The organism is Geopseudomonas aromaticivorans, assembly GCF_019097855.1.
Lineage (GTDB): Bacteria > Pseudomonadota > Gammaproteobacteria > Pseudomonadales > Pseudomonadaceae > Geopseudomonas > Geopseudomonas aromaticivorans.
Window position 1 is genome coordinate 226,109 of record NZ_JAHRGL010000040.1, and the last position, 19,477, is coordinate 245,585.

At 68.2% G+C, this 19,477-nt stretch carries 16 protein-coding genes; 11 read left to right on the top strand and 5 right to left on the bottom strand.

Translation table 11 applies throughout. From position 1 onward, the window contains the following. Positions 1 to 28: 28 nt before the first annotated feature. Complete coding sequence (locus KRX52_RS14345) at positions 29 to 1,354, bottom strand: TRZ/ATZ family hydrolase (protein ID WP_217682395.1); 1,326 nt, start codon at positions 1,352 to 1,354, stop codon at positions 29 to 31. Positions 1,355 to 1,486: 132 nt separating this feature from the next. On the opposite strand from KRX52_RS14345, the gene mtnA reads away from it, so the two are divergent. From mtnA to KRX52_RS14390, 9 genes are all read left to right on the top strand, one after another. Continuing rightward, positions 1,487 to 2,563 (top strand): S-methyl-5-thioribose-1-phosphate isomerase, encoded by a 1,077-nt coding sequence (gene mtnA, locus KRX52_RS14350; RefSeq protein ID WP_217682396.1) that lies wholly within the window; start codon positions 1,487 to 1,489, stop codon positions 2,561 to 2,563. Between the two features lie 185 nt (positions 2,564 to 2,748). Then, complete coding sequence (gyrA, locus tag KRX52_RS14355) at positions 2,749 to 5,511, top strand: DNA gyrase subunit A (protein WP_217682397.1); 2,763 nt, start codon at positions 2,749 to 2,751, stop codon at positions 5,509 to 5,511. 90 nt (positions 5,512 to 5,601) lie between these two features. Next, on the top strand, positions 5,602 to 6,687 hold the full coding sequence (serC, locus tag KRX52_RS14360) for a 3-phosphoserine/phosphohydroxythreonine transaminase (RefSeq protein ID WP_217682398.1): 1,086 nt from the start codon (positions 5,602 to 5,604) through the stop codon (positions 6,685 to 6,687). Continuing rightward, the gene (gene pheA / locus KRX52_RS14365; RefSeq protein WP_217682399.1) at positions 6,687 to 7,784 is read left to right on the top strand and encodes a prephenate dehydratase; all 1,098 of its coding nucleotides are present in this window, start codon (positions 6,687 to 6,689) and stop codon (positions 7,782 to 7,784) included. The genes serC and pheA overlap by 1 nt, the downstream gene beginning before the upstream one ends. Before the next feature lie 204 nt (positions 7,785 to 7,988). Further along, positions 7,989 to 9,101: a histidinol-phosphate transaminase gene (gene hisC, locus KRX52_RS14370; RefSeq protein WP_217682400.1), complete on the top strand. Its 1,113-nt coding sequence runs from the start codon at positions 7,989 to 7,991 to the stop codon at positions 9,099 to 9,101. Continuing rightward, positions 9,094 to 11,325, top strand: a complete 2,232-nt coding sequence (locus KRX52_RS14375; RefSeq protein WP_217682401.1) for a bifunctional prephenate dehydrogenase/3-phosphoshikimate 1-carboxyvinyltransferase — start codon at positions 9,094 to 9,096, stop codon at positions 11,323 to 11,325. Before hisC ends, KRX52_RS14375 begins: the two co-directional genes overlap by 8 nt. After that, complete coding sequence (cmk, locus tag KRX52_RS14380; RefSeq protein WP_217682402.1) at positions 11,322 to 12,014, top strand: (d)CMP kinase; 693 nt, start codon at positions 11,322 to 11,324, stop codon at positions 12,012 to 12,014. The genes KRX52_RS14375 and cmk overlap by 4 nt, the downstream gene beginning before the upstream one ends. A 121-nt stretch (positions 12,015 to 12,135) precedes the next feature. Then, positions 12,136 to 13,812, top strand: a complete 1,677-nt coding sequence (rpsA, locus tag KRX52_RS14385) for a 30S ribosomal protein S1 (protein ID WP_217682403.1) — start codon at positions 12,136 to 12,138, stop codon at positions 13,810 to 13,812. A 179-nt stretch (positions 13,813 to 13,991) separates the two neighbouring features. After that, positions 13,992 to 14,318, top strand: coding sequence for a DUF2288 domain-containing protein (locus KRX52_RS14390; protein WP_217682404.1), 327 nt, complete (start codon positions 13,992 to 13,994; stop codon positions 14,316 to 14,318). 27 nt (positions 14,319 to 14,345) lie between these two features. Here the strand turns inward: KRX52_RS14390 and phnE are convergent, their stop codons facing one another. From phnE to KRX52_RS14410, 4 genes are read right to left on the bottom strand one after another with little or no spacing between them, the layout of a single operon-like run. Beyond that, the gene (phnE, locus tag KRX52_RS14395) at positions 14,346 to 15,113 is read right to left on the bottom strand and encodes a phosphonate ABC transporter, permease protein PhnE (protein ID WP_217682405.1); all 768 of its coding nucleotides are present in this window, start codon (positions 15,111 to 15,113) and stop codon (positions 14,346 to 14,348) included. Further along, positions 15,110 to 15,958: a PhnE/PtxC family ABC transporter permease gene (locus KRX52_RS14400; protein ID WP_217682406.1), complete on the bottom strand. Its 849-nt coding sequence runs from the start codon at positions 15,956 to 15,958 to the stop codon at positions 15,110 to 15,112. Before KRX52_RS14400 ends, phnE begins: the two co-directional genes overlap by 4 nt. Then, the gene (locus KRX52_RS14405) at positions 15,952 to 16,758 is read right to left on the bottom strand and encodes a phosphonate ABC transporter ATP-binding protein (protein WP_217682407.1); all 807 of its coding nucleotides are present in this window, start codon (positions 16,756 to 16,758) and stop codon (positions 15,952 to 15,954) included. The genes KRX52_RS14400 and KRX52_RS14405 overlap by 7 nt, the downstream gene beginning before the upstream one ends. Then, complete coding sequence (locus KRX52_RS14410; RefSeq protein WP_217682408.1) at positions 16,755 to 17,606, bottom strand: putative selenate ABC transporter substrate-binding protein; 852 nt, start codon at positions 17,604 to 17,606, stop codon at positions 16,755 to 16,757. Before KRX52_RS14410 ends, KRX52_RS14405 begins: the two co-directional genes overlap by 4 nt. Positions 17,607 to 17,727: 121 nt before the next feature. Here KRX52_RS14410 and KRX52_RS14415 point away from each other — a divergent pair, with 121 nt between their 5' ends. Further along, positions 17,728 to 18,618, top strand: a complete 891-nt coding sequence (locus KRX52_RS14415) for an NAD(P)-dependent oxidoreductase (protein ID WP_217682409.1) — start codon at positions 17,728 to 17,730, stop codon at positions 18,616 to 18,618. Beyond that, on the top strand, positions 18,615 to 19,397 hold the full coding sequence (locus tag KRX52_RS14420) for a hydroxypyruvate isomerase family protein (protein WP_217682410.1): 783 nt from the start codon (positions 18,615 to 18,617) through the stop codon (positions 19,395 to 19,397). The genes KRX52_RS14415 and KRX52_RS14420 overlap by 4 nt, the downstream gene beginning before the upstream one ends. Positions 19,398 to 19,477: the final 80 nt, after the last annotated feature.

Below are 19,477 nucleotides of genomic sequence, written 5' to 3' on the forward strand. Positions count from 1 at the left end.
ACGCCCGGAGCTGCCGTGGCTGCCCGGGTCAGGCCCCGGCGATCCGCGCGCCCCAGGCGCTGGCCTTGTCGCGCAGCTGGTTCTCGTCCATGCGCGTCAGGCGGCCATCTTCCAGCAGCGCCTTGCCGCCGACCCACAGGTGCTTCACGCAGTCGCGGCCGCTGGCGTAGATCAGTTGCGAGACCGGGTCGTAGACCGGCTGCTGGGCCAGGCCGCTGAGATCGAAGGCCACCAGGTCGGCGCTCTTGCCGGCCTCCAGCGAGCCGCAGTCGTCGTCGATGCCCAGCGCGCGGGCGCCGTTGAGGGTGGCCATGCGCAGGGCGCGGTGGGCGTCCAGTGCGGTGGCCGAGCCGGCCACCGCCTTGGCCAGCAGGGCGGCGGTGCGGGTTTCGCCGAGCAGGTCGAGGTCGTTGTTGCTCGCCGCACCGTCGGTGCCGATGGCGACGTTGACCCCGGCCTGCCACAGGCGCTCCACCGGGCAGAAGCCGCTGGCCAGCTTGAGGTTGGACTCGGGGCAGTGGATCACGCTGCTGTTGTGCTGCACCAGCAGCGCCAGGTCGGCGTCGTCGACCTGGGTCATGTGCACCGCCTGGAAGCGCGGGCCGAGCAGACCGAGGCGCGCCAGGCGGGCCAGCGGCCGCTCGCCGGACAGCTCGAGAGCCTGCTGCACCTCATGGGCGGTTTCGTGCACGTGCATGTGGATGCCGGCATCCAGCTGCTCGGCCAGCACGCGCACGCGCTCCAGGCGGTCGTCGCTGACCGTGTAGGGTGCGTGCGGGCCGAAGGCGACCTTGATCCGCGGGTGGTGGCGCAGGTCGGCGAACAGCTCGAGGCCGCGGCGCAGTGCCTCGTCGGTATCGTGCGCGCCGGGTACCGGGAAGTTCAGCACCGGGATGGTGATCTGCGCGCGCACGCCGCTGGCGTGCACCACTTCGCTGGCCACCTCGGGGAAGAAGTACATGTCGGAGAAGGCGCTGATGCCACCCTTGATCTGCTCGGCGATGGCCAGCTCGCTGCCGTCGCGGACGAAGTCGGCGCTCACCCACTTGGCCTCGGCCGGCCAGATGTGTTCCTGCAGCCAGGTCATCAGCGGCAGGTCGTCGGCGAGACCGCGGAACAGGCTCATCGCCGCGTGGCCGTGGGCGTTGACCAGTCCGGGGGCGAGCAGCATGCCCGGCAGTTCGCGGCGCTCGCGGGCGGCCATGGCCAGCGCCTGCTGGCGTGGGGCGAGCAGGGCGATGCGGCCGTCGCGGATGCCCAGCGCGTGGTCGCGCAGCACCACCCCGGCCGGTTCCACCGGGACTATCCATTCGGGGAGCAGGAGCAGGTCCAGGGGGGCGGTGGTGCTGGGCATGTACGGGGCTTCCGTTCGGGCGGTTCGAAGGCCTGCGAGTGTAGCCGCTGGCGGGGCGCTCTTGAAGCGGCTGCGCGGCTCGGCAAGGGGTATACTCGGCGGCTTTTTCAGGAATCCAAGAGGTAGTCCCACATGCGCGAGCAACTGCTGGCTGCGGAGAAGGTCACGGCAATCGACTGGCGGGGCGGCGTCCTGCATCTGCTCGACCAGCGGGCGCTGCCGCTCGAGGAAACCTGGCTGACCTACGACAGCGCCGCCGGGGTGGCCGAGGCGATCCGCCTGATGGTGGTGCGCGGCGCCCCGGCCATCGGCATCGCCGCCGCCTACGGCGTGGTGCTGGGCGCTCAGGCGCGGCTGGCGGCCGGCGGCGACTGGCAGGCGGCGCTGGAGGAGGACTTCCGCGTGCTGGCGGCGTCGCGGCCGACCGCGGTCAACCTGTTCTGGGCGCTGGATCGCATGCGCGAGCGCCTCAATCGCCTGGCTGACTGCGACGACGTGCGCGCCGCGCTGGAGGCCGAGGCTCTCGGCATCCACGCCAGCGACCGCGAGGCCAACCTGACCATGGCCCAACTCGGCGTCGAGCTGATCCGCCGCCACGACAGCCGCCCGCAGAAGCTGCTGACCCACTGCAACACCGGCGCCCTGGCCACCGGCGGCTTCGGCACCGCGCTGGGGGTGATCCGCGCCGCGCACCTCGCCGGGCTGGTCGAGCGGGTCTTCGCCGACGAAACCCGGCCCTGGCTGCAGGGCGCTCGTCTGACCGCCTGGGAGCTGGCCGGCGAGGGCATTCCGGTGAGCCTGAATGCCGACGCCGCCGCGGCGCACCTGATGAAGACCGAGGGCATCACCTGGGTGATCGTCGGCGCCGACCGCATCACCGCCAACGGCGACGTGGCCAACAAGATCGGCACCTACCAGCTGGCGGTCAACGCCATGCACCACGGCGTGCGTTTCATGGTGGTGGCGCCCAGCTCGACCATCGACATGAACCTGGAAAGCGGTGACGACATCCCGATCGAGGAGCGCGACGGCCGCGAGCTGCTGGAGATCGGCGGCCAGCGCGTGGCGGCGGAGGTGCATGCGGTCAACCCGGTGTTCGACGTCACGCCGGCCGACCTGATCGATGCCATCGTCACCGAAAAGGGCGTGGTCGAGCGCCCGGATGCGGAAAAGATGAAGCAGCTGATGTGCCGCAAGCGTCTGCATTGAGCGCCGGGCGGCACGGCACCGGTTGACGGCGTCACAGCCCGGGCCGAGGCGCCGGACTGCCATGTGCCGGGGCAGGCGGTTGTGATAAGCTCCGGCGGTTTATAGAGGCCCGCAAGGGCCTTCCGGATCGCGCGTTCGGGCTGCCTCTGGCAGTCCGCGCCTAGAACTAAGGAACCAGGCTTCTCATGGGCGAACTGGCCAAAGAAATCATCCCGGTCAATATCGAAGACGAGCTGAAACAGTCGTACCTGGACTACGCGATGAGCGTGATCGTCGGGCGTGCCCTGCCGGATGCGCGCGACGGCCTCAAGCCGGTGCACCGGCGCGTGCTGTTCGCGATGAGCGAGCTGGGCAACGACTGGAACAAGCCGTACAAGAAATCCGCCCGTGTGGTCGGTGACGTCATCGGTAAGTATCACCCGCACGGCGACACCGCGGTGTACGACACCATCGTGCGCATGGCCCAGCCGTTCTCGCTGCGCTACATGCTGGTCGACGGCCAGGGCAACTTCGGCTCGGTGGACGGCGACAACGCCGCGGCCATGCGGTACACCGAAGTGCGCATGGCCAAGCTGGCCCACGAGCTGCTGGCCGACCTCGACAAGGAAACCGTCGACTGGGTGCCCAACTACGACGGCACCGAGCAGATCCCGGCGGTCATGCCGACCAAGATCCCCAACCTGCTGGTCAACGGCTCGTCGGGCATCGCCGTGGGCATGGCCACCAACATCCCGCCGCACAACCTGCGCGAGGTGATCGACGGCTGCCTGGCGCTGATCGACAACCCCGAGCTGACCGTCGACGAGCTGATGCACTACATCCCCGGCCCGGACTTCCCCACCGCGGGGATCATCAACGGCCGCGCCGGCATCATCGAGGCCTACCGCACCGGCCGCGGGCGCATCTACATGCGTGCCCGCGTCGAGGTCGAGGACATCGACAAGGTCGGCGGCCGCCAGCAGCTGGTGGTCACCGAGCTGCCCTACCAGCTGAACAAGGCGCGGCTGATCGAGAAGATCGCCGAGCTGGTCAAGGAGAAGAAGCTCGAGGGCATCAGCGAGCTGCGCGACGAGTCGGACAAGGACGGCATGCGCGTGGTCATCGAGCTGCGCCGCGGCGAGGTGCCGGAGGTGGTGCTCAACAACCTCTACGCGCAGACCCAGATGCAGGGTGTGTTCGGCATCAACGTGGTGGCGCTGGTCGACGGCCAGCCGCGCACGCTGAACCTCAAGGACATGCTCGAGGTGTTCGTCCGCCATCGCCGCGAAGTGGTGACCCGGCGTACCGTCTACGAGCTGCGCAAGGCCCGCGAGCGCGGCCACATCCTCGAAGGCCAGGCGGTGGCGCTGTCCAACATCGACCCGGTGATCGAGCTGATCAAGCAGTCGCCGACCCCGGCCGAGGCCAAGGAGCGCCTGATCGCCACCGCCTGGGAGTCCAGCGCGGTGGAGGCCATGGTCGAGCGCGCCGGTGCCGACTCCTGCCGCCCGGACGACCTCGATCCGCAGTACGGCCTGCGCGAGGGCAAGTACTACCTGTCGCCGGAGCAGGCCCAGGCCATCCTCGAGCTGCGCCTGCACCGCCTGACCGGCCTGGAGCACGAGAAGCTGCTCGCCGAGTACCAGGAGATCCTCACCCAGATCGGCGAGCTGATCCGCATCCTGAGCAATCCCGTGCGCCTGATGGAAGTCATCCGCGAGGAGCTGGAGAAGGTCAAGGCCGAGTTCGGCGACGCCCGGCGCACCGAGATCGTCGCCTCCCAGGTCGACCTGACCATCGCCGATCTGATCACCGAAGAAGAGCGCGTGGTGACCATCTCCCACGGCGGCTACGCCAAGAGCCAGCCGCTGGCCGCCTACCAGGCGCAGCGTCGCGGCGGCCGCGGCAAGTCGGCCACCGGGGTGAAGGACGAGGACTACATCGAGCACCTGCTGGTGGCCAACAGCCACGCCACCCTGCTGCTGTTCTCCAGCAAGGGCAAGGTCTACTGGCTGCGCACCTTCGAGATTCCCGAAGCCTCGCGCACCGCGCGCGGCCGCCCGCTGGTCAACCTGCTGCCGCTGGACGAGGGCGAGCGCATCACCGCGATGCTGCAGATCGACCTGGAAGCCCTGCAGCAGAGCGCTGGCGCCGATGAGGAGCTGGACGAGGCCGACGATCTGGTGATCGAAGGCGAACTGGTCGAGGAGTCGGAGACCGAGGTCGCCGAGGGCGACGAGCACGACGAGCCGACCGGCGCCTACATCTTCATGGCCACCGCCTTCGGCACCGTGAAGAAGACCCCGCTGGTGCAGTTCAGCAAGCCGCGCAGCGCCGGCCTGATCGCCCTGAAGCTGGAAGAGGGCGATACCCTGATCGCCGCGGCGATTACCGATGGTGCCAAGGAGGTGATGCTGTTCTCCGACGGCGGCAAGGTGATCCGCTTCAAGGAGAAGCACGTACGCACCATGGGCCGTACCGCCCGCGGCGTGCGCGGCATGCGCCTGGGCGAGGGCCAGCAGCTGATTTCCATGCTGATTCCCGAGGCGCAGGCACAGATCCTCACCGCCTCCGAGCGCGGCTACGGCAAGCGCACGGCCATCGACGAGTTCCCGCAGCGCGGCCGCGGCGGCCAGGGCGTGATCGCCATGGTCAGCAACGAGCGCAACGGCAAGCTGGTCGGGGCCATCCAGGTGCAGGACGGCGAGGAGATCATGCTGATCTCCGACCAAGGCACCCTGGTGCGCACCCGTGTCGACGAAGTGTCCTCGCTGTCGCGCAACACCCAGGGCGTGACCCTGATCAAGCTGGCCAGCGACGAGACCCTGGTCGGCCTGGAGCGCGTGCAGGAGCCGTCGGACAACGGTGAGGACGAGGCGCTGGACGACGAGCACGCGGACAGCGCGGTCGAGGCCGACGCGGACGTGGCGGCGGTCGACGAGCGCGCGCCGCAGGCCGGCGAAGAGTAAGCCATCGCAGGCGGGATGCGTCCCGCCTGCCGTCGCAGCAAGATCGGCGAAGGACGTATGGCGTCCCTCGCCCAACAACTGAGAGTGGATGTGAGCATGCGAGCCCATAATTTCTGCGCCGGCCCGGCCGCGCTGCCCGAAGCCGTTCTGCACAAGGCCCAGGCCGAACTTCTCGACTGGCACGGCAAGGGCCTGTCGGTGATGGAGATGAGCCACCGCAGCGACGACTACGTCGCCATCGCCGAGAAGGCCGAGCAGGACCTGCGCGACCTGCTGGCCATTCCGTCGAACTACAAGGTGCTGTTCCTGCAGGGCGGCGCCAGCCAGCAGTTCGCCCAGATCCCGCTGAACCTGCTGCCCGAAGACGGCATTGCCGACTATGTCGACACCGGCATCTGGTCGAAGAAGGCTCTCGAGGAAGCGCGCCGCTTCGGCAACGTCAACGTCGCCGCCAGCGCCAAGGCCTACGACTACTTCGCCATTCCCGGGCAGAACGACTGGCAGCTGTCGAAGAACGCCGCCTACCTGCACTACGCCAGCAACGAGACCATCGGTGGTCTGCAGTTCGACTGGGTGCCGGACCTCGGCGACGTGCCGCTGGTGGTCGACATGTCCTCGGACATCCTGTCCCGGCCAATCGACGTGTCGCAGTTCGGCATGATCTACGCCGGCGCGCAGAAGAACATCGGTCCCAGCGGCCTGGTGGTAGCGATCATCCGCGAGGATCTGCTCGGCAAGGCGCGCAGCATCTGCCCGACCATGCTCGACTACAAGGTCGCCGCCGACAACGGCTCGATGTACAACACCCCGGCGACCTTCTCCTGGTACCTGTCCGGCCTGGTGTTCGAGTGGCTGAAGGAGCAGGGCGGCGTCGAGGAAATGGAGCGCCGCAACCGCGTTAAGCAGGAGCTGCTGTACGGCGCCATCGATGCCAGCGAGTTCTACACCAACCCGATCGCCAAGAATGCGCGCTCGTGGATGAACGTGCCGTTCCGCCTGGCCGACGAGAAGCTGGACAAGGTGTTCCTCGCCGGCGCCGAGGCGCGCGGCCTGCTCAACCTCAAGGGCCATCGTTCGGTGGGCGGCATGCGTGCCTCCATCTACAACGCGGTCGGTCTGGACGCGGTGCAGGCCCTGGTCGGCTACATGGCCGAATTCGAGAAGGAGCACGGCTGATGAGCGAGCAGGATCAGCTCCAGGGCCTGCGCGTGCGCATCGACAGCCTCGACGAGAAGATCCTCGAGCTGATCAGCGAGCGTGCGCGCTGCGCCGAGGAAGTCGCGCGGGTCAAGATGGCGGCTCTGCAGCCCGGTGAGAAGCCGGTGTTCTACCGCCCCGAGCGCGAAGCCTGGGTGCTCAAGCACATCATGGAGATCAACCCGGGGCCGCTGGGCAACGAGGAAGTCGCCCGGCTGTTCCGCGAGATCATGTCGTCCTGCCTGGCCCTCGAGCATCCGCTCAAGGTCGCCTACCTCGGCCCGGAAGGCACCTTCACTCAGGCCGCGACGCTCAAGCACTTCGGCCATGCGGTGGTCAGCCAGCCGATGGCGGCGATCGACGAGGTGTTCCGCGAAGTGGCCGCCGGCGCGGTCAACTTCGGCGTGGTGCCGGTGGAGAACTCCACCGAGGGGGCGGTCAACCACACCCTCGACAGCTTCCTCGAGCACGATCTGGTGATCTGCGGCGAGGTGGAGCTGCGCATCCACCACCACCTGCTGGTCGGTGAGAACACCAAGACCAACAAGCTGTCGCGGATCTATTCCCACGCCCAGTCGCTGGCGCAGTGCCGCAAGTGGCTGGACGCGCACTACCCGAACGTCGAGCGTGTGGCGGTGTCGAGCAATGCCGACGCGGCCAAGCGGGTGAAGAGCGAGTGGAGCAGCGCGGCGATTGCCGGCGACATGGCGGCGCAGCTGTACGGGCTGACCAAACTGGCGGAAAAGATCGAGGATCGCCCGGACAACGCCACGCGCTTCCTGATCATCGGCAATCAGGAAGTGCCGCCGACCGGCGACGACAAGACCTCGATCATCGTCTCGACCAGCAACAAGCCGGGCGCGCTGCACGACCTGCTGGCGCCGTTCCACCAGAACGGCATCGACCTGACCCGTATCGAGACCCGTCCGTCGCGCAGTGGCAAGTGGACCTACGTGTTCTTCATCGACTTCGTCGGCCACCAGCAGGACCCGCTGATTCGCCAGGTGCTGGAGCAGATCGGCCAGAAAACCGTGGCGGTCAAGGTGCTGGGTTCCTACCCAAAGGCCGTACTCTGAGAGCCTATGCATGACCGTTGCGTGTCGGCCTGCTGCGGTGAAATCGGTTGCGGATGCTCCTTTGCCACTGGCAAACGCCGCGTCCGCAACCGGCTTCGCCTGGCCCGGTCCTGGCTCGCTCGTGAACAGATGCTGAGCGACTGAACCCTGCCTGCGCCGGCCCGGGCGCTGCCCGCGGCCGGCGATCTTTATCGGAGACACCCGATGAGCTGTGATTTCCTCGCCCTGGCCGTGCCGGGTGTGCAGAAACTGTCCCCCTACGTACCGGGCAAGCCGGTCGACGAGTTGGCCCGCGAGCTGAGCCTCGACCCGGCCGGCATCGTCAAACTGGCCAGCAACGAGAACCCGCTGGGCCCGTCGCCCAAGGCGCTGGAGGCGATCCGCGCCGAGCTGGGTGACATCACCCGTTATCCGGATGGCAGCGGCTACCAGCTCAAGGCCAAGCTGGCTGCGCGTTTCGGTCTGAGCCCGGCGCAGATCACCCTGGGCAACGGCTCCAACGACATCCTCGACCTGGTCGCCCGCGCCTGGCTGGCGCCGGGCCTGAACGCGGTATTCAGCCAGTACGCCTTCGCCGTCTACCCGATTTCCACCCAGGCGGTCGGCGCCGAGGGCCGCGCCGTGCCGGCCAGGGACTACGGCCACGACCTCGAGGCCATGCTGGCGGCCATCGACGCCAACACCCGCGTGGTGTTCATCGCCAACCCGAACAACCCGACCGGCACCTGGTTCGGCCCGGACGCGCTGGAGTCCTTCCTGTCGCGCGTGCCGGCCCATGTGCTGGTGGTGCTGGACGAGGCCTACATCGAGTTTGCCGAGGGCGACGAGCTGCCCAACGGCCTCGAGTACCTCGCACGCTACCCGAACCTGCTGGTCTCGCGCACCCTGTGCAAGGCCTACGGTCTGGCCGGCCTGCGCGTTGGCTATTCCGCCTCCTCGCCGCAGGTGGCCGACGTGCTCAACCGCGTGCGCCAGCCGTTCAACGTCAACAGCCTGGCCCTGGTCGCCGCCTGCGCGGCGCTGGACGATGCCGACTACCTGGCCGCCGGCCGGCGCAACAACGTTGCCGGCATGGCCCAGCTGGAAGCCGGCTTCCGCGCGCTGGGGCTCAAGTGGATTCCGAGCAAGGGCAACTTCATCGCCGTCGACTTCGGTCGCGACGCTGCGCCGATCAACCAGGCGCTGCTGCAGGAGGGCGTCATCGTGCGCCCGGTCGCCGGCTACGGCATGCCGACCTTCCTGCGCGTGTCCATCGGCCTGCCGGCGGAGAACCAGCGCTTCCTCGAGGCGCTGGCCAAGGTGCTCGGCCGTGGCTGAGCCGGTGCGTGCGCCCGTCGTCGGTCGCCTGGTGGTGGTCGGCCTCGGCCTGATCGGCGGCTCCTTCGCCAAGGGCCTGCGCCAGCAGGGCCTGTGCCGCGAGGTGGTGGGGGTCGATCTGGATGCCCAGTCGCGGCGCCTGGCGGTGCAGCTGGGCGTGGTCGACCGCTGCGAAAGCGAGCTGGCCACGGCCTGCGTCGGCGCTGACGTGATCATGCTGGCCGTGCCGATCCTCGCCATGGAAAAGGTGCTCGCCCAGTTGGCCGCTCTCGATCTCGGCGCAGCGGTGATCACCGACGTCGGCAGCGCCAAGGGCAACGTGGTGCGCGCCGCGCGCCAGGTGCTCGGCGCGCAGATCGCCCGCTTCGTGCCCGGCCATCCGATCGCCGGCTCCGAGCAGAGCGGCGTGGAGGCGGCCAACGGCGCGCTGTACCGCCGGCACAAGGTGATCCTCACCCCGCTGGCCGAGACCGATGCGCAGGCGCTGGCGCTGGTCGACCGCCTGTGGCGCGCCCTGGGCGCCGACGTCGAGCACATGGCCGTCGAGCACCACGACGAGGTGCTCGCCGCCACCAGCCACCTGCCGCACCTGCTGGCCTTCGGCCTGGTCGACTCGCTGGCCCACCAGAGCGAGAATCTGGAGATCTTCCGCTACGCTGCCGGCGGCTTTCGCGACTTCACCCGCATCGCCGGCAGCGACCCGGTGATGTGGCACGACATCTTCCTCGCCAACCGCGAGGCGGTACTGCGCATTCTCGACCGTTATCGCAGCGACCTCGACGGCCTGCGCGAAGCGATCGACCATGGAGACGGGCATCATCTGCTGGGCGTATTCACCCGCGCCCGCGTCGCCCGTGAGCATTTCAGCAAAATTCTGGCCCAACGGGCCTATGTGGACGCCATGCATTCCAACGACCTGATCTTCCTGGCCCAACCGGGCGGCAGCCTGAGCGGACGGATTCGCGTCCCGGGCGACAAGTCCATCTCCCACCGCTCGATCATGCTCGGCTCGCTGGCCGAGGGCACCACCGAGGTGGAGGGCTTCCTCGAGGGCGAGGACGCCCTGGCCACCATCCAGGCCTTCCGCGACATGGGCGTGGTGATCGAGGGCCCGCACCACGGCCGCGTCACCGTGCACGGCGTCGGCCTGCACGGCCTCAAGGCGCCGGCCGGCCCGCTGTACATGGGCAACTCCGGCACCTCGATGCGCCTGCTCTCCGGCCTGCTCGCCGCGCAGCCGTTCGACACCGTGCTGACCGGCGATCCGTCGCTGTCCAAGCGGCCGATGAACCGCGTGGCCAAGCCGCTGCGCGAGATGGGCGCGGTGATCGAGACCGGCCCCGAAGGCCGTCCGCCGCTGAGCATCAAGGGTGGTCAGCGCCTGACCGGCATGCACTACCAGATGCCGATGGCCAGCGCCCAGGTCAAGTCCTGCCTGCTGCTGGCCGGCCTGTACGCCGCCGGCGAGACCGCGGTGACCGAGCCGGCGCCGACCCGCGACCACACCGAGCGCATGCTGCGCGGTTTCGGCTATCCGGTCGACGTGCACGGTGCCACCGCCAAGGTGGAAAGCGGCCACAAGCTCTCCGCCACCCACATCGAGGTGCCGGCGGACATTTCCTCGGCGGCCTTCTTCCTCGTGGCGGCGAGCATCGCCGAGAACTCCGAGCTGGTGCTCGAGCACGTCGGCATCAACCCGACCCGCACCGGGGTGATCGACATCCTCAAGCTGATGGGCGGCGACATCACCCTGGAGAACCAGCGCATCGTCGGCGGCGAGCCGGTGGCCGATCTGCGTGTGCGCAGCGCCAAGCTCAAGGGCATCGAGATTCCCGAGGATCTGGTGCCGCTGGCCATCGACGAATTCCCGGTGCTGTTCGTCGCCGCCGCCTGCGCCGAAGGGCGCACCGTGCTGCGCGGCGCCGAGGAGCTGCGGGTCAAAGAGTCCGACCGCATCCAGGTGATGGCCGACGGCCTGCAGGCCTGCGGCGTCAAGGCCGAGCCGACTGCGGACGGCATCGTCATCGACGGCGGCCCGATCGGCGGCGGCGAGGTGTGGGCGCACGGCGACCACCGCATCGCCATGTCGTTCAGCGTCGCCTCGCTGCGCGCCAGCGCGCCGATCCGCATCCACGACTGCGCCAACGTCGCCACCTCGTTCCCCAACTTCCTCGCCCTGTGCGCCGAGGTCGGCGTGCGCGTGGCCAAGGAGGAGCAGCAATGACCAGCCTGGCCCCGGTCGTCACCATCGACGGGCCGAGCGGCTCGGGCAAGGGCACGGTGTGCAGTCGGCTGGCGCGCCAGCTGGGCTGGCACCTGCTCGACTCCGGTGCGCTGTACCGCCTGCTGGCGCTGGCTGCCGGCCGCCATGGCATCGCCCTGGACAACGAAGCGGCGCTGGAAACCCTCGCCGCCAACCTGGACGTGCAGTTCGTTGCCGCCCAGGAAGGCCTGCATGGCCAGCGCATCCTCCTCGAGGGCGAGGAGGTCGGCGACGAGCTGCGCACCGAGCAGGCCGGCGCCGGTGCCTCGCAGGTCGCCGTGTTGCCGGGCGTGCGCACTGCGCTGCTGCAGCGCCAGCGCGATTTCCGCGTCGCCCCCGGCCTGGTGGCCGACGGCCGCGACATGGGTACCGTGGTATTCGGCGACGCGCCGCTGAAGATTTTCCTTACCGCGAGTGCCGAGGAGCGTGCCCGGCGGCGCTACCTGCAGTTGAAGGACAAGGTATCCGGTGTTAATCTGACAAGTCTGCTAGAAGAGATCCGTGCGCGCGACGAGCGTGACATGCAGCGATCAGTGGCTCCGCTGAAGCCGGCGTCCGACGCCATCCTGCTGGACTCCACTGAACTCTCGATCGAGCAGGTACTGGAACGCATCCTCGCCGAGATCGCACTTCGCGACCTGGCGGGATGACCCAGGTGAGGTGGACGGGAAACCAGTCCCATTGCCGACCGCCTCCATATGACAACGAACCCGTGCCGACTGGGGTGCGGATCGGGCATATTTTCTGTGCCCTTGATCAACAGGTATGAACATGAGCGAAAGCTTCGCAGAACTTTTTGAAGAAAGCCTGAAATCCCTCGACATGCAGCCGGGTGCCATCATCACCGGCATCGTGGTCGACATCGACGGTGACTGGGTTACCGTGCATGCCGGCCTCAAGTCCGAGGGCGTCATCCCGGTCGAGCAGTTCTACAACGAGCAGGGCGAACTGACCATCAAGGTCGGTGACGAAGTCCACGTGGCGCTGGACGCCGTGGAAGACGGCTTCGGCGAAACCAAGCTGTCCCGCGAGAAGGCCAAGCGCGCCGAGTCTTGGATCGTTCTGGAAGCTGCGTTCGCTGCCGAAGAAGTGGTCAAGGGCATCATCAACGGCAAGGTCAAGGGCGGCTTCACCGTCGACGTCAACGGCATCCGCGCGTTCCTGCCGGGTTCGCTGGTCGACGTGCGTCCGGTGCGTGACACCACCCACCTGGAAAACAAAGAGCTCGAGTTCAAGGTCATCAAGCTCGACCAGAAGCGCAACAACGTTGTCGTTTCCCGTCGCAGCGTGCTGGAAGCCGAGAACAGCGCCGAGCGCGAAGCTCTGCTGGAATCCCTGCAGGAAGGCCAGCAGGTCAAAGGTATCGTCAAGAACCTCACCGACTACGGTGCGTTCGTTGACCTGGGCGGCGTCGATGGTCTGCTGCACATCACCGACATGGCCTGGAAGCGTATCAAGCATCCGTCCGAGATCGTCAACGTTGGCGACGAGATCGATGTCAAGGTGCTGAAGTTCGACCGCGAGCGCAACCGCGTCTCCCTGGGTCTGAAGCAGCTGGGCGAAGATCCGTGGGTCGCCATCAAGGCGCGCTACCCGGAAGGCACCCGCGTTCAGGCGCGCGTCACCAACCTCACCGACTACGGCTGCTTCGCAGAGCTGGAAGAAGGCGTCGAGGGTCTGGTACACGTGTCCGAAATGGACTGGACCAACAAGAACATCCACCCGTCGAAAGTCGTTAACGTCGGCGACGAAGTGGAAGTCATGGTTCTGGACATCGACGAAGAGCGTCGTCGCATCTCCCTCGGCATCAAGCAGTGCAAGCCGAACCCGTGGGAAGAGTTCTCCGGTCAGTTCAACAAGGGCGACCGCATCTCCGGCACCATCAAGTCGATCACCGATTTCGGTATCTTCATTGGTCTGGACGGCGGCATCGACGGCCTGGTTCACCTGTCCGATATCTCCTGGAACGAAGCCGGCGAAGAAGCCGTGCGTCGCTTCAAGAAGGGCGACGAGCTGGACACCGTCATCCTGTCGGTCGATCCGGAGCGCGAGCGCATCTCCCTGGGCATCAAGCAGCTGGAAGACGATCCGTTCTCCAACTACGCCGCCCTGAACGAGAAAGGCACCATCGTGCGCGGCACCGTCAAGGAAGTCGACGCCAAGGGCGCCATCATCACCCTGGCTGACGAAGTCGAAGGCGTGCTGAAGGCTTCCGAAATCAGCCGTGACCGCGTTGAAGACGCGCGCAACGTGCTGAAGGAAGGCGAAGAAGTCGAAGCCAAGATCATCAGCGTGGATCGCAAGAGCCGCGTGATCAGCCTGTCCATCAAGTCGAAGGACGTGGCTGAAGAGAAGGAAGCGATGAAGGAACTGCGCAAGCAAGACGTGAGCGTAGGCCCGACCACCATCGGCGACCTGATCAAGGCACAAATGGGCAACCAGAACTAAGTTCTGACTGTTCATGAAAAAGGGCGACTTCGGTCGCCCTTTTTTGTGCCTGCGAAAAAGCGCGGCCATGACAGCGGATCTCTGCGAGGGGCGAGGGACGCCGGGTTGTCAGTCGGTGCGGCTTGCCTGGCGGCGAGCGGGCGCTATCATGACGCCCCTCCAACCGAAGGTGAGTGCCCATGCCCGCTTCCAATTCCGAACCCAGCACCCTGTACGCCAAGCTGCTGGGCGAAACCGCAACCATCACCTGGCAGGAGCTGCAGCGCTTCTTCGCCGGCGGCAACGTCCTGCGCGTTGCCGGTGAGCTGGATCTGGTGGCGGTCGCCGAGGCCCTGGCTGAGGATGACGGTGCGAAGGTGCAGCTCTGGCTGACCGCTGGCAGCCTGCGCAAGATGGAAGTAGCGGATGCCGAGGACTACCAGGCGCGCGATCCGCAGCTGTGGGCGGTGGTGGTGGCGCCATGGGTGCTGGTGCAGGAGCGCCCGGCGGTCGAGGTCCTGCACTGAGCCGCAGTTGCCGGCCGGCGCCGTCGGTCAGTGGCTGACCCAGCGCTGCCGCGCCCAGCCACTGAGTGCATCGACGGCCAGCACCAGCAGCAGCATGGCGAGGATCACGGTGGCTGCCTGTGCCTGCTGGAACAGACTGAGGCTGACGTAGAGCATCTGGCCGAGGCCGCCGGCGCCGACGAAGCCGAGCACGCTGGCCATGCGGATGTTGTTTTCCCAGCGGTACAGGCAGTAGGCGATCAGCTGCGGCCACACGCCGGGCAGGGTGCCGTAGACGAAGGCGGCGAGGCGCCCGCCACCGGCCAGGCGAATCGCTTCGGCCGGCTCGGCCGGGGTGTTTTCCAGTGCCTCGGCGAACAGCCGGCCGAGCACGCCGGCGGTGTGCAGGGCCAGGGCCAGGGTGCCGGCGTTGGGGCCCAGGCCGGCGGCCAGCACCATCAGTGCCGCCCAGACCAGTTCCGGAATTGAACGCAACGCGTTGAGCAGCAGTCGCGCCAGCGCCGCAGCGGTGCGGCCGCAGCGTCCGGCTGCCGGCAGCGCCAGCAGCAGGCCGAGCAGGGCTGCGAGCAGGGTGCCCAACGCCGACATGGCGAGGGTTTCCAGACTGCCGCGGCCGATGCTGGCGAGGTGCGCGCTGGAGAAGTCCGCCGGGAAGAAGCCGGTTGCGTAGTCGGCCATCAGCGACAGCCCCCTGGCGCTGGTCAGGCCGGTGAAGTCCAGGCCGAGACCGACGAAGGAGGCGGCGACGGCCAGCAGGATCGCCAGCAGCAGGAGGTAGTTGAGCGCGCGCCTCATGTCAGCCGACCCCTCAGCAAGCGGCTGAGCTGGTCGGCCAGCAGCACCAGGGCGAAGAAGGTCAGCAGCATGCTGGCCACCTCGCCGCCGGCGAACATGCGCATCGACAGGTCGATCTGCTGGCCGAGGCCGCCGGCGCCGACGAAGCCCATCACCACCGAGGCGCGGATCGCGCACTCCCAGCGGTACACCGTGTAGGAGAGCATCTCCGCCGCCGCGTTGGGCAGCACGCCGTAGGCGAAGGCGGCCAGCCGCGGGCTGCCGGCGGCGAGCAGGGCGCGCGCCGGGCGCGGGTCCACCGACTCGCAGATTTCCGCATAGACCTTGCCGAGCATGCCGCTGTAGGTGATGGCGATAGCCAGCACCCCGGCGGTCGGGCCGAGGCCGACGGCGCGCACGAACAGCAGCGCCCAGACGATCTCGGGAATGCTGCGCAGCACGATCAGCAGCAGGCGCACCGGCCAGCGCAGCGCATTCGCCCACCAGCGCGGCCGACCGCCGCGGGCCAGCGCAGACACCGACAGCACGCGGGTGGCCAGCAGTGCGCAGGGCACGGCTAGCAGCCAGGCCAGCGCCATGCCGGCGGTGGCGATGGCCAGGGTTTCCAGGGTGGCGCGGCCGAGCAGGGCGAGGAATTCGTCGCCATGTTCCGGCGGCCAGAAGGCGCCGACGAAGCTGCCCATGGTGGCGGCGTTGCCGGCGTCGAACAGTACGGCGAGGTTCAGCTCGCTGAGTTGCAGACCGGGCCACAGCAGGGCCAGGGCGAGCAGGGTCAGCAGCAGGCGCGGCAGGCTGGCGGGATCGCGCAGTGCGGTGGCCGGCGCAGTCGATGGGTTGCTCAGCATCGCGGGATGGTCACCAGCTGGGGGGCGGGCAGCGGCGAAGCCGCCAGGGGGCGGTCGAGCTGTTCGTTGGCGTACAGGGCGTCCAGCGCCTCCTGGGTAACCTCATGGGCCGGCAGGTCGAAGGCGATGCGCCCGTCGCGCACGCCGATGATGCGCGAAAAGTGCGCCAGCGCCAGCTCCACCGCATGCAGGCTGGCCAGCAGGGTGACGCCGCGGGATTCCGCCTCACGGGTCAGCACGCCGAGGGTGTGGCTGGCCAGTACCGGGTCCATGGCCGACACCGGCTCGTCGGCCAGCAGCAACTCGGCCTGCTGGTACAGCACGCGGGCGATGCCGACGCGCTGCAGCTGGCCGCCAGAGAGCTGGTCGCAGCGCTCGAACAGTTGCTCGGCCAGATCCAGGCGCGCCAGGGCATCGCGGGCACCGGCCGCATCGAGCGGGTGCAGCAGGTTGAGCAGGCCTTTCCACAGCGGCCACTGGCCGAGGCGGCCGGCGCTTACCGCCGTGACCACCCGTTGGCGCGGCGGCAGGGGCGGGCTCTGGTGAACCAGTCCGAGGCGGCTGCGCAGACGTTTGCGCGCGCCCGCAGCGAGTTGCCAGGGCTCGCTGCCGAGCAGTTCCAGGCGGCCTTCTGAGGGCTGCAGGCTGGTGGCCAGCAGGCGCAGCAGGGTGGTCTTGCCGGCGCCGGACGGGCCGATGATGGCCAGCCGCTCGCCGCGGCTGACCGTCAGATCGACTTCCTGCAGGGCGCGCCGACCGTTGGCGTGGGTCAGGCCCACGCCGGTCAGGCGCACGGTCACTTCAGCAGGCCGGCGGCGCGGGCGGCCTCCTCGATACCGGTGTAGTTTTCCGGCTTGGTCTCGATGAAGCGGCTGGCGGCCTGCAGGTCGAGGATCGCCTTGTGTTCCGGATTGGCCGGGTCGAGGGCGAGGAACGCCTTCTTGATCTTCGCGGTCAGCTCGGGAGCGAGGGTGCCGCGCACGGTCCAGTTGTAGTCGTAGTAGGTTGGGGTGGTGGCGAACACGTGCACCTTGGCGGTGTCGACCTTGCCGGCGGCGACCAGCTTGTCCCACACCGAGGCGTTCAGCACGCCGGCGTCGACCTTGCCGGCCTGGACCCAGGCGACGGTGGCGTCGTGGGCGCCGGAGAAGGCCACGCGGGAGAAGAACTGCTCGGGCACGATGCCGTCCTTCTGCATGAAGTAGCGCGGCATCAGGCTGCCGGAGGTGGAGGACACCGAGCCAAAGGCGAAGGTCTTGCCCTTGAGGTCCTGTAGCGACTTCACGTTGGCGTCGGCGCTGATGAACTTGCTGGTGAACTTCTCGTCCTGTTCGCGCTGCACCAGCGGGATGGCGCTGCCGGTCTTCAGGCGGGTTTGCACGAAGGTGAAGCCGCCCAGCCAGGCCAGGTCGACGCGATCGGCGGCGATGCCCTCGACCACCGCGGCGTAGTCGGACACCGGGACGAACTGTACCGGCATGCCCAGCTCCTTCTCTAGGTAGGCACCCAGCGGCTTGAACTTGCGCTGCAGTTCGGTGGGGGCCTCGTCGGGGATGGCGGAAACCTTGAGGACATCGGCGGCCTGCGCGGCCAGGGCGGAAACGGACAGGCCAATAGCGGCGGCGAGCGCCAGGGTGCGCTTGAGCATGGGAGTTCTCCGGTTCAATAGCGGAAAAAGCGAATGTGAGTATAGGGCTGCGCTGGTCGGATGTTGGTACGGCGACCCTAGGGTTAAGATGGCGGGCACCTTATACCCACTGGAGCCCGCCATGTCGACCCTGCCTTCCCTTGCCTTCGCCGGTATCGGCCTGATGGGCCTGCCGATGAGTCGCCGCCTGCTGGCTGCCGGTTTTCCCCTGAGCGTGTGGAATCGCAACCCGGCCAAGTGCGAGCCGCTGGTGGATGCCGGCGCGCAGGTGGTGGTGCGCCCCGGCGATCTGTGCCTGGAGGCCGACATCGTCATGCTCTGCCTGGCCGACACCGCGGCGGTGCGCGCGGTGGTATTCGGCCCCGGCGGCATCGTCGAACAAGGCCTGCCGGGTCAGCTGCTGGTGGATTTCTCCAGCTGCGAGCCGGCGGCTACTCGCGAGATGGCCATTGAGCTGGAGGAGCGCTGCGGCATGCGCTGGGTGGATGCGCCGGTGTCCGGCGGCACCCCCGGCGCCGAGGCTGGCAGCCTGGCGATCATGGCTGGCGGCGCGGCGGACGACATCGAGCGCCTGCGACCGATCCTCGCCCACCTGGGCCAGCGCCTGACGCGGATGGGCGAGGTCGGCGCCGGCCAGGTGACCAAGGTGTGCAACCAGATGATCGTCGCCTGCAACGCGCTGGTGATCGCCGAGGTGGTGGCGTTGGCCGAGCAGGCCGGGGTGGACGCCAGCCTGCTGGCGCCGGCGCTGTACGGCGGCTTCGCCGACTCCAAGCCGCTGCAGATCCTCGCCCCGCAGATGGCCGAGAGCCGTTTCGAGCCGGTCAAGTGGCACGTGCGTACCCTGCTCAAGGATCTCGATACCGCGGTCAAGCTGTCCCGCGAGCAGGGTTCGGCCACGCCGATGAGCGGCCTGGCTGCGCAGCTGATGCGCCTGCACGGTAGCCAGGGCAATCTCGAACGCGATCCGGCCACGCTGGTCGAGCTGTTCCGTCAGGAGGGCGAGGCATGAAACTCTGCGCCAACCTGTCGATGTTGTTCAGCGAGTTGCTGCTGCTCGAGCGCATCCAGGCCGCGGCGGAGGCCGGGTTCTCTGGGGTGGAGATCCAGTTTCCCTACGAGGTGGCGGCCGCCGAACTGCAGGACGCGCTGGAGAAAGCCGGCATGCCGCTGGTGTTGATCAACTTGCCGGCCGGCGATCTGATGACTGGCGGCCCCGGCCTGGCGGCGGTGCCGCAGCGCCAGGGCGAATTCGACGCCGCCCTGGCGCAAGCACTGGCCTATGCCCAAGTGGTGCGTCCGGCGTGCGTCAACGTGCTGCCGGGGCGGTTGGCCGAGGGCCTTGATCGCGCGGCGGCATTGGCGACCCTGGCGGCCAACCTGCGTCGCGCCGCCGAGGCTTTCGCTCCGCTGGGCATCCGCGTGCTGGCTGAGGCGATCAACCCGCTGGACATGCCGGGCTTCCTGGTCAACACGCCGCAGCATTTGCTGGCGCTGATCGCGGCGGTGGACCACCCCAACTTCGCTGCCCAGCTCGACTTCTACCACATGGCCCGCCAGGGGCTGGACCTGCCGGCCTGCATCGCCGCGCTGGCCGGGCACATCGGCCATGTGCAGTTCGCCGACTGTCCGGGGCGCGGTGCGCCGGGAACGGGTAGTGTGGATTTCCCCGCCGCGCTGGCAGCGTTGACGACGAGCGGCTACGCCGGCTGGCTGGGTGCCGAGTACCGGCCGGGGGAGACGGGCTGCGCGGCCAGCCTGAGCTGGCTGGTCGAGTGGCGTTCGCGGTGAGCGTGTAGGGTGCGCCGTGCGCACCATCCATCCGCAGAGGCTCAAGGTGCGCATGGCGCACCCTACGGGAAAGCGTGATC

Coding starts and splice junctions, on each gene's coding strand:
- phnE (WP_217682405.1), bottom strand. CDS start 15,113: ATGAGGCGCGCGCTCAACTACCTCCTGCTGCTGGCGATCCTGCTGGCC.
- KRX52_RS14345 (WP_217682395.1), bottom strand. CDS start 1,354: ATGCCCAGCACCACCGCCCCCCTGGACCTGCTCCTGCTCCCCGAATGG.
- KRX52_RS14415 (WP_217682409.1), top strand. CDS start 17,728: ATGTCGACCCTGCCTTCCCTTGCCTTCGCCGGTATCGGCCTGATGGGC.
- rpsA (WP_217682403.1), top strand. CDS start 12,136: ATGAGCGAAAGCTTCGCAGAACTTTTTGAAGAAAGCCTGAAATCCCTC.
- KRX52_RS14400 (WP_217682406.1), bottom strand. CDS start 15,958: ATGCTGAGCAACCCATCGACTGCGCCGGCCACCGCACTGCGCGATCCC.
- gyrA (WP_217682397.1), top strand. CDS start 2,749: ATGGGCGAACTGGCCAAAGAAATCATCCCGGTCAATATCGAAGACGAG.
- cmk (WP_217682402.1), top strand. CDS start 11,322: ATGACCAGCCTGGCCCCGGTCGTCACCATCGACGGGCCGAGCGGCTCG.
- mtnA (WP_217682396.1), top strand. CDS start 1,487: ATGCGCGAGCAACTGCTGGCTGCGGAGAAGGTCACGGCAATCGACTGG.
- KRX52_RS14410 (WP_217682408.1), bottom strand. CDS start 17,606: ATGCTCAAGCGCACCCTGGCGCTCGCCGCCGCTATTGGCCTGTCCGTT.
- KRX52_RS14390 (WP_217682404.1), top strand. CDS start 13,992: ATGCCCGCTTCCAATTCCGAACCCAGCACCCTGTACGCCAAGCTGCTG.
- KRX52_RS14420 (WP_217682410.1), top strand. CDS start 18,615: ATGAAACTCTGCGCCAACCTGTCGATGTTGTTCAGCGAGTTGCTGCTG.
- pheA (WP_217682399.1), top strand. CDS start 6,687: ATGAGCGAGCAGGATCAGCTCCAGGGCCTGCGCGTGCGCATCGACAGC.
- hisC (WP_217682400.1), top strand. CDS start 7,989: ATGAGCTGTGATTTCCTCGCCCTGGCCGTGCCGGGTGTGCAGAAACTG.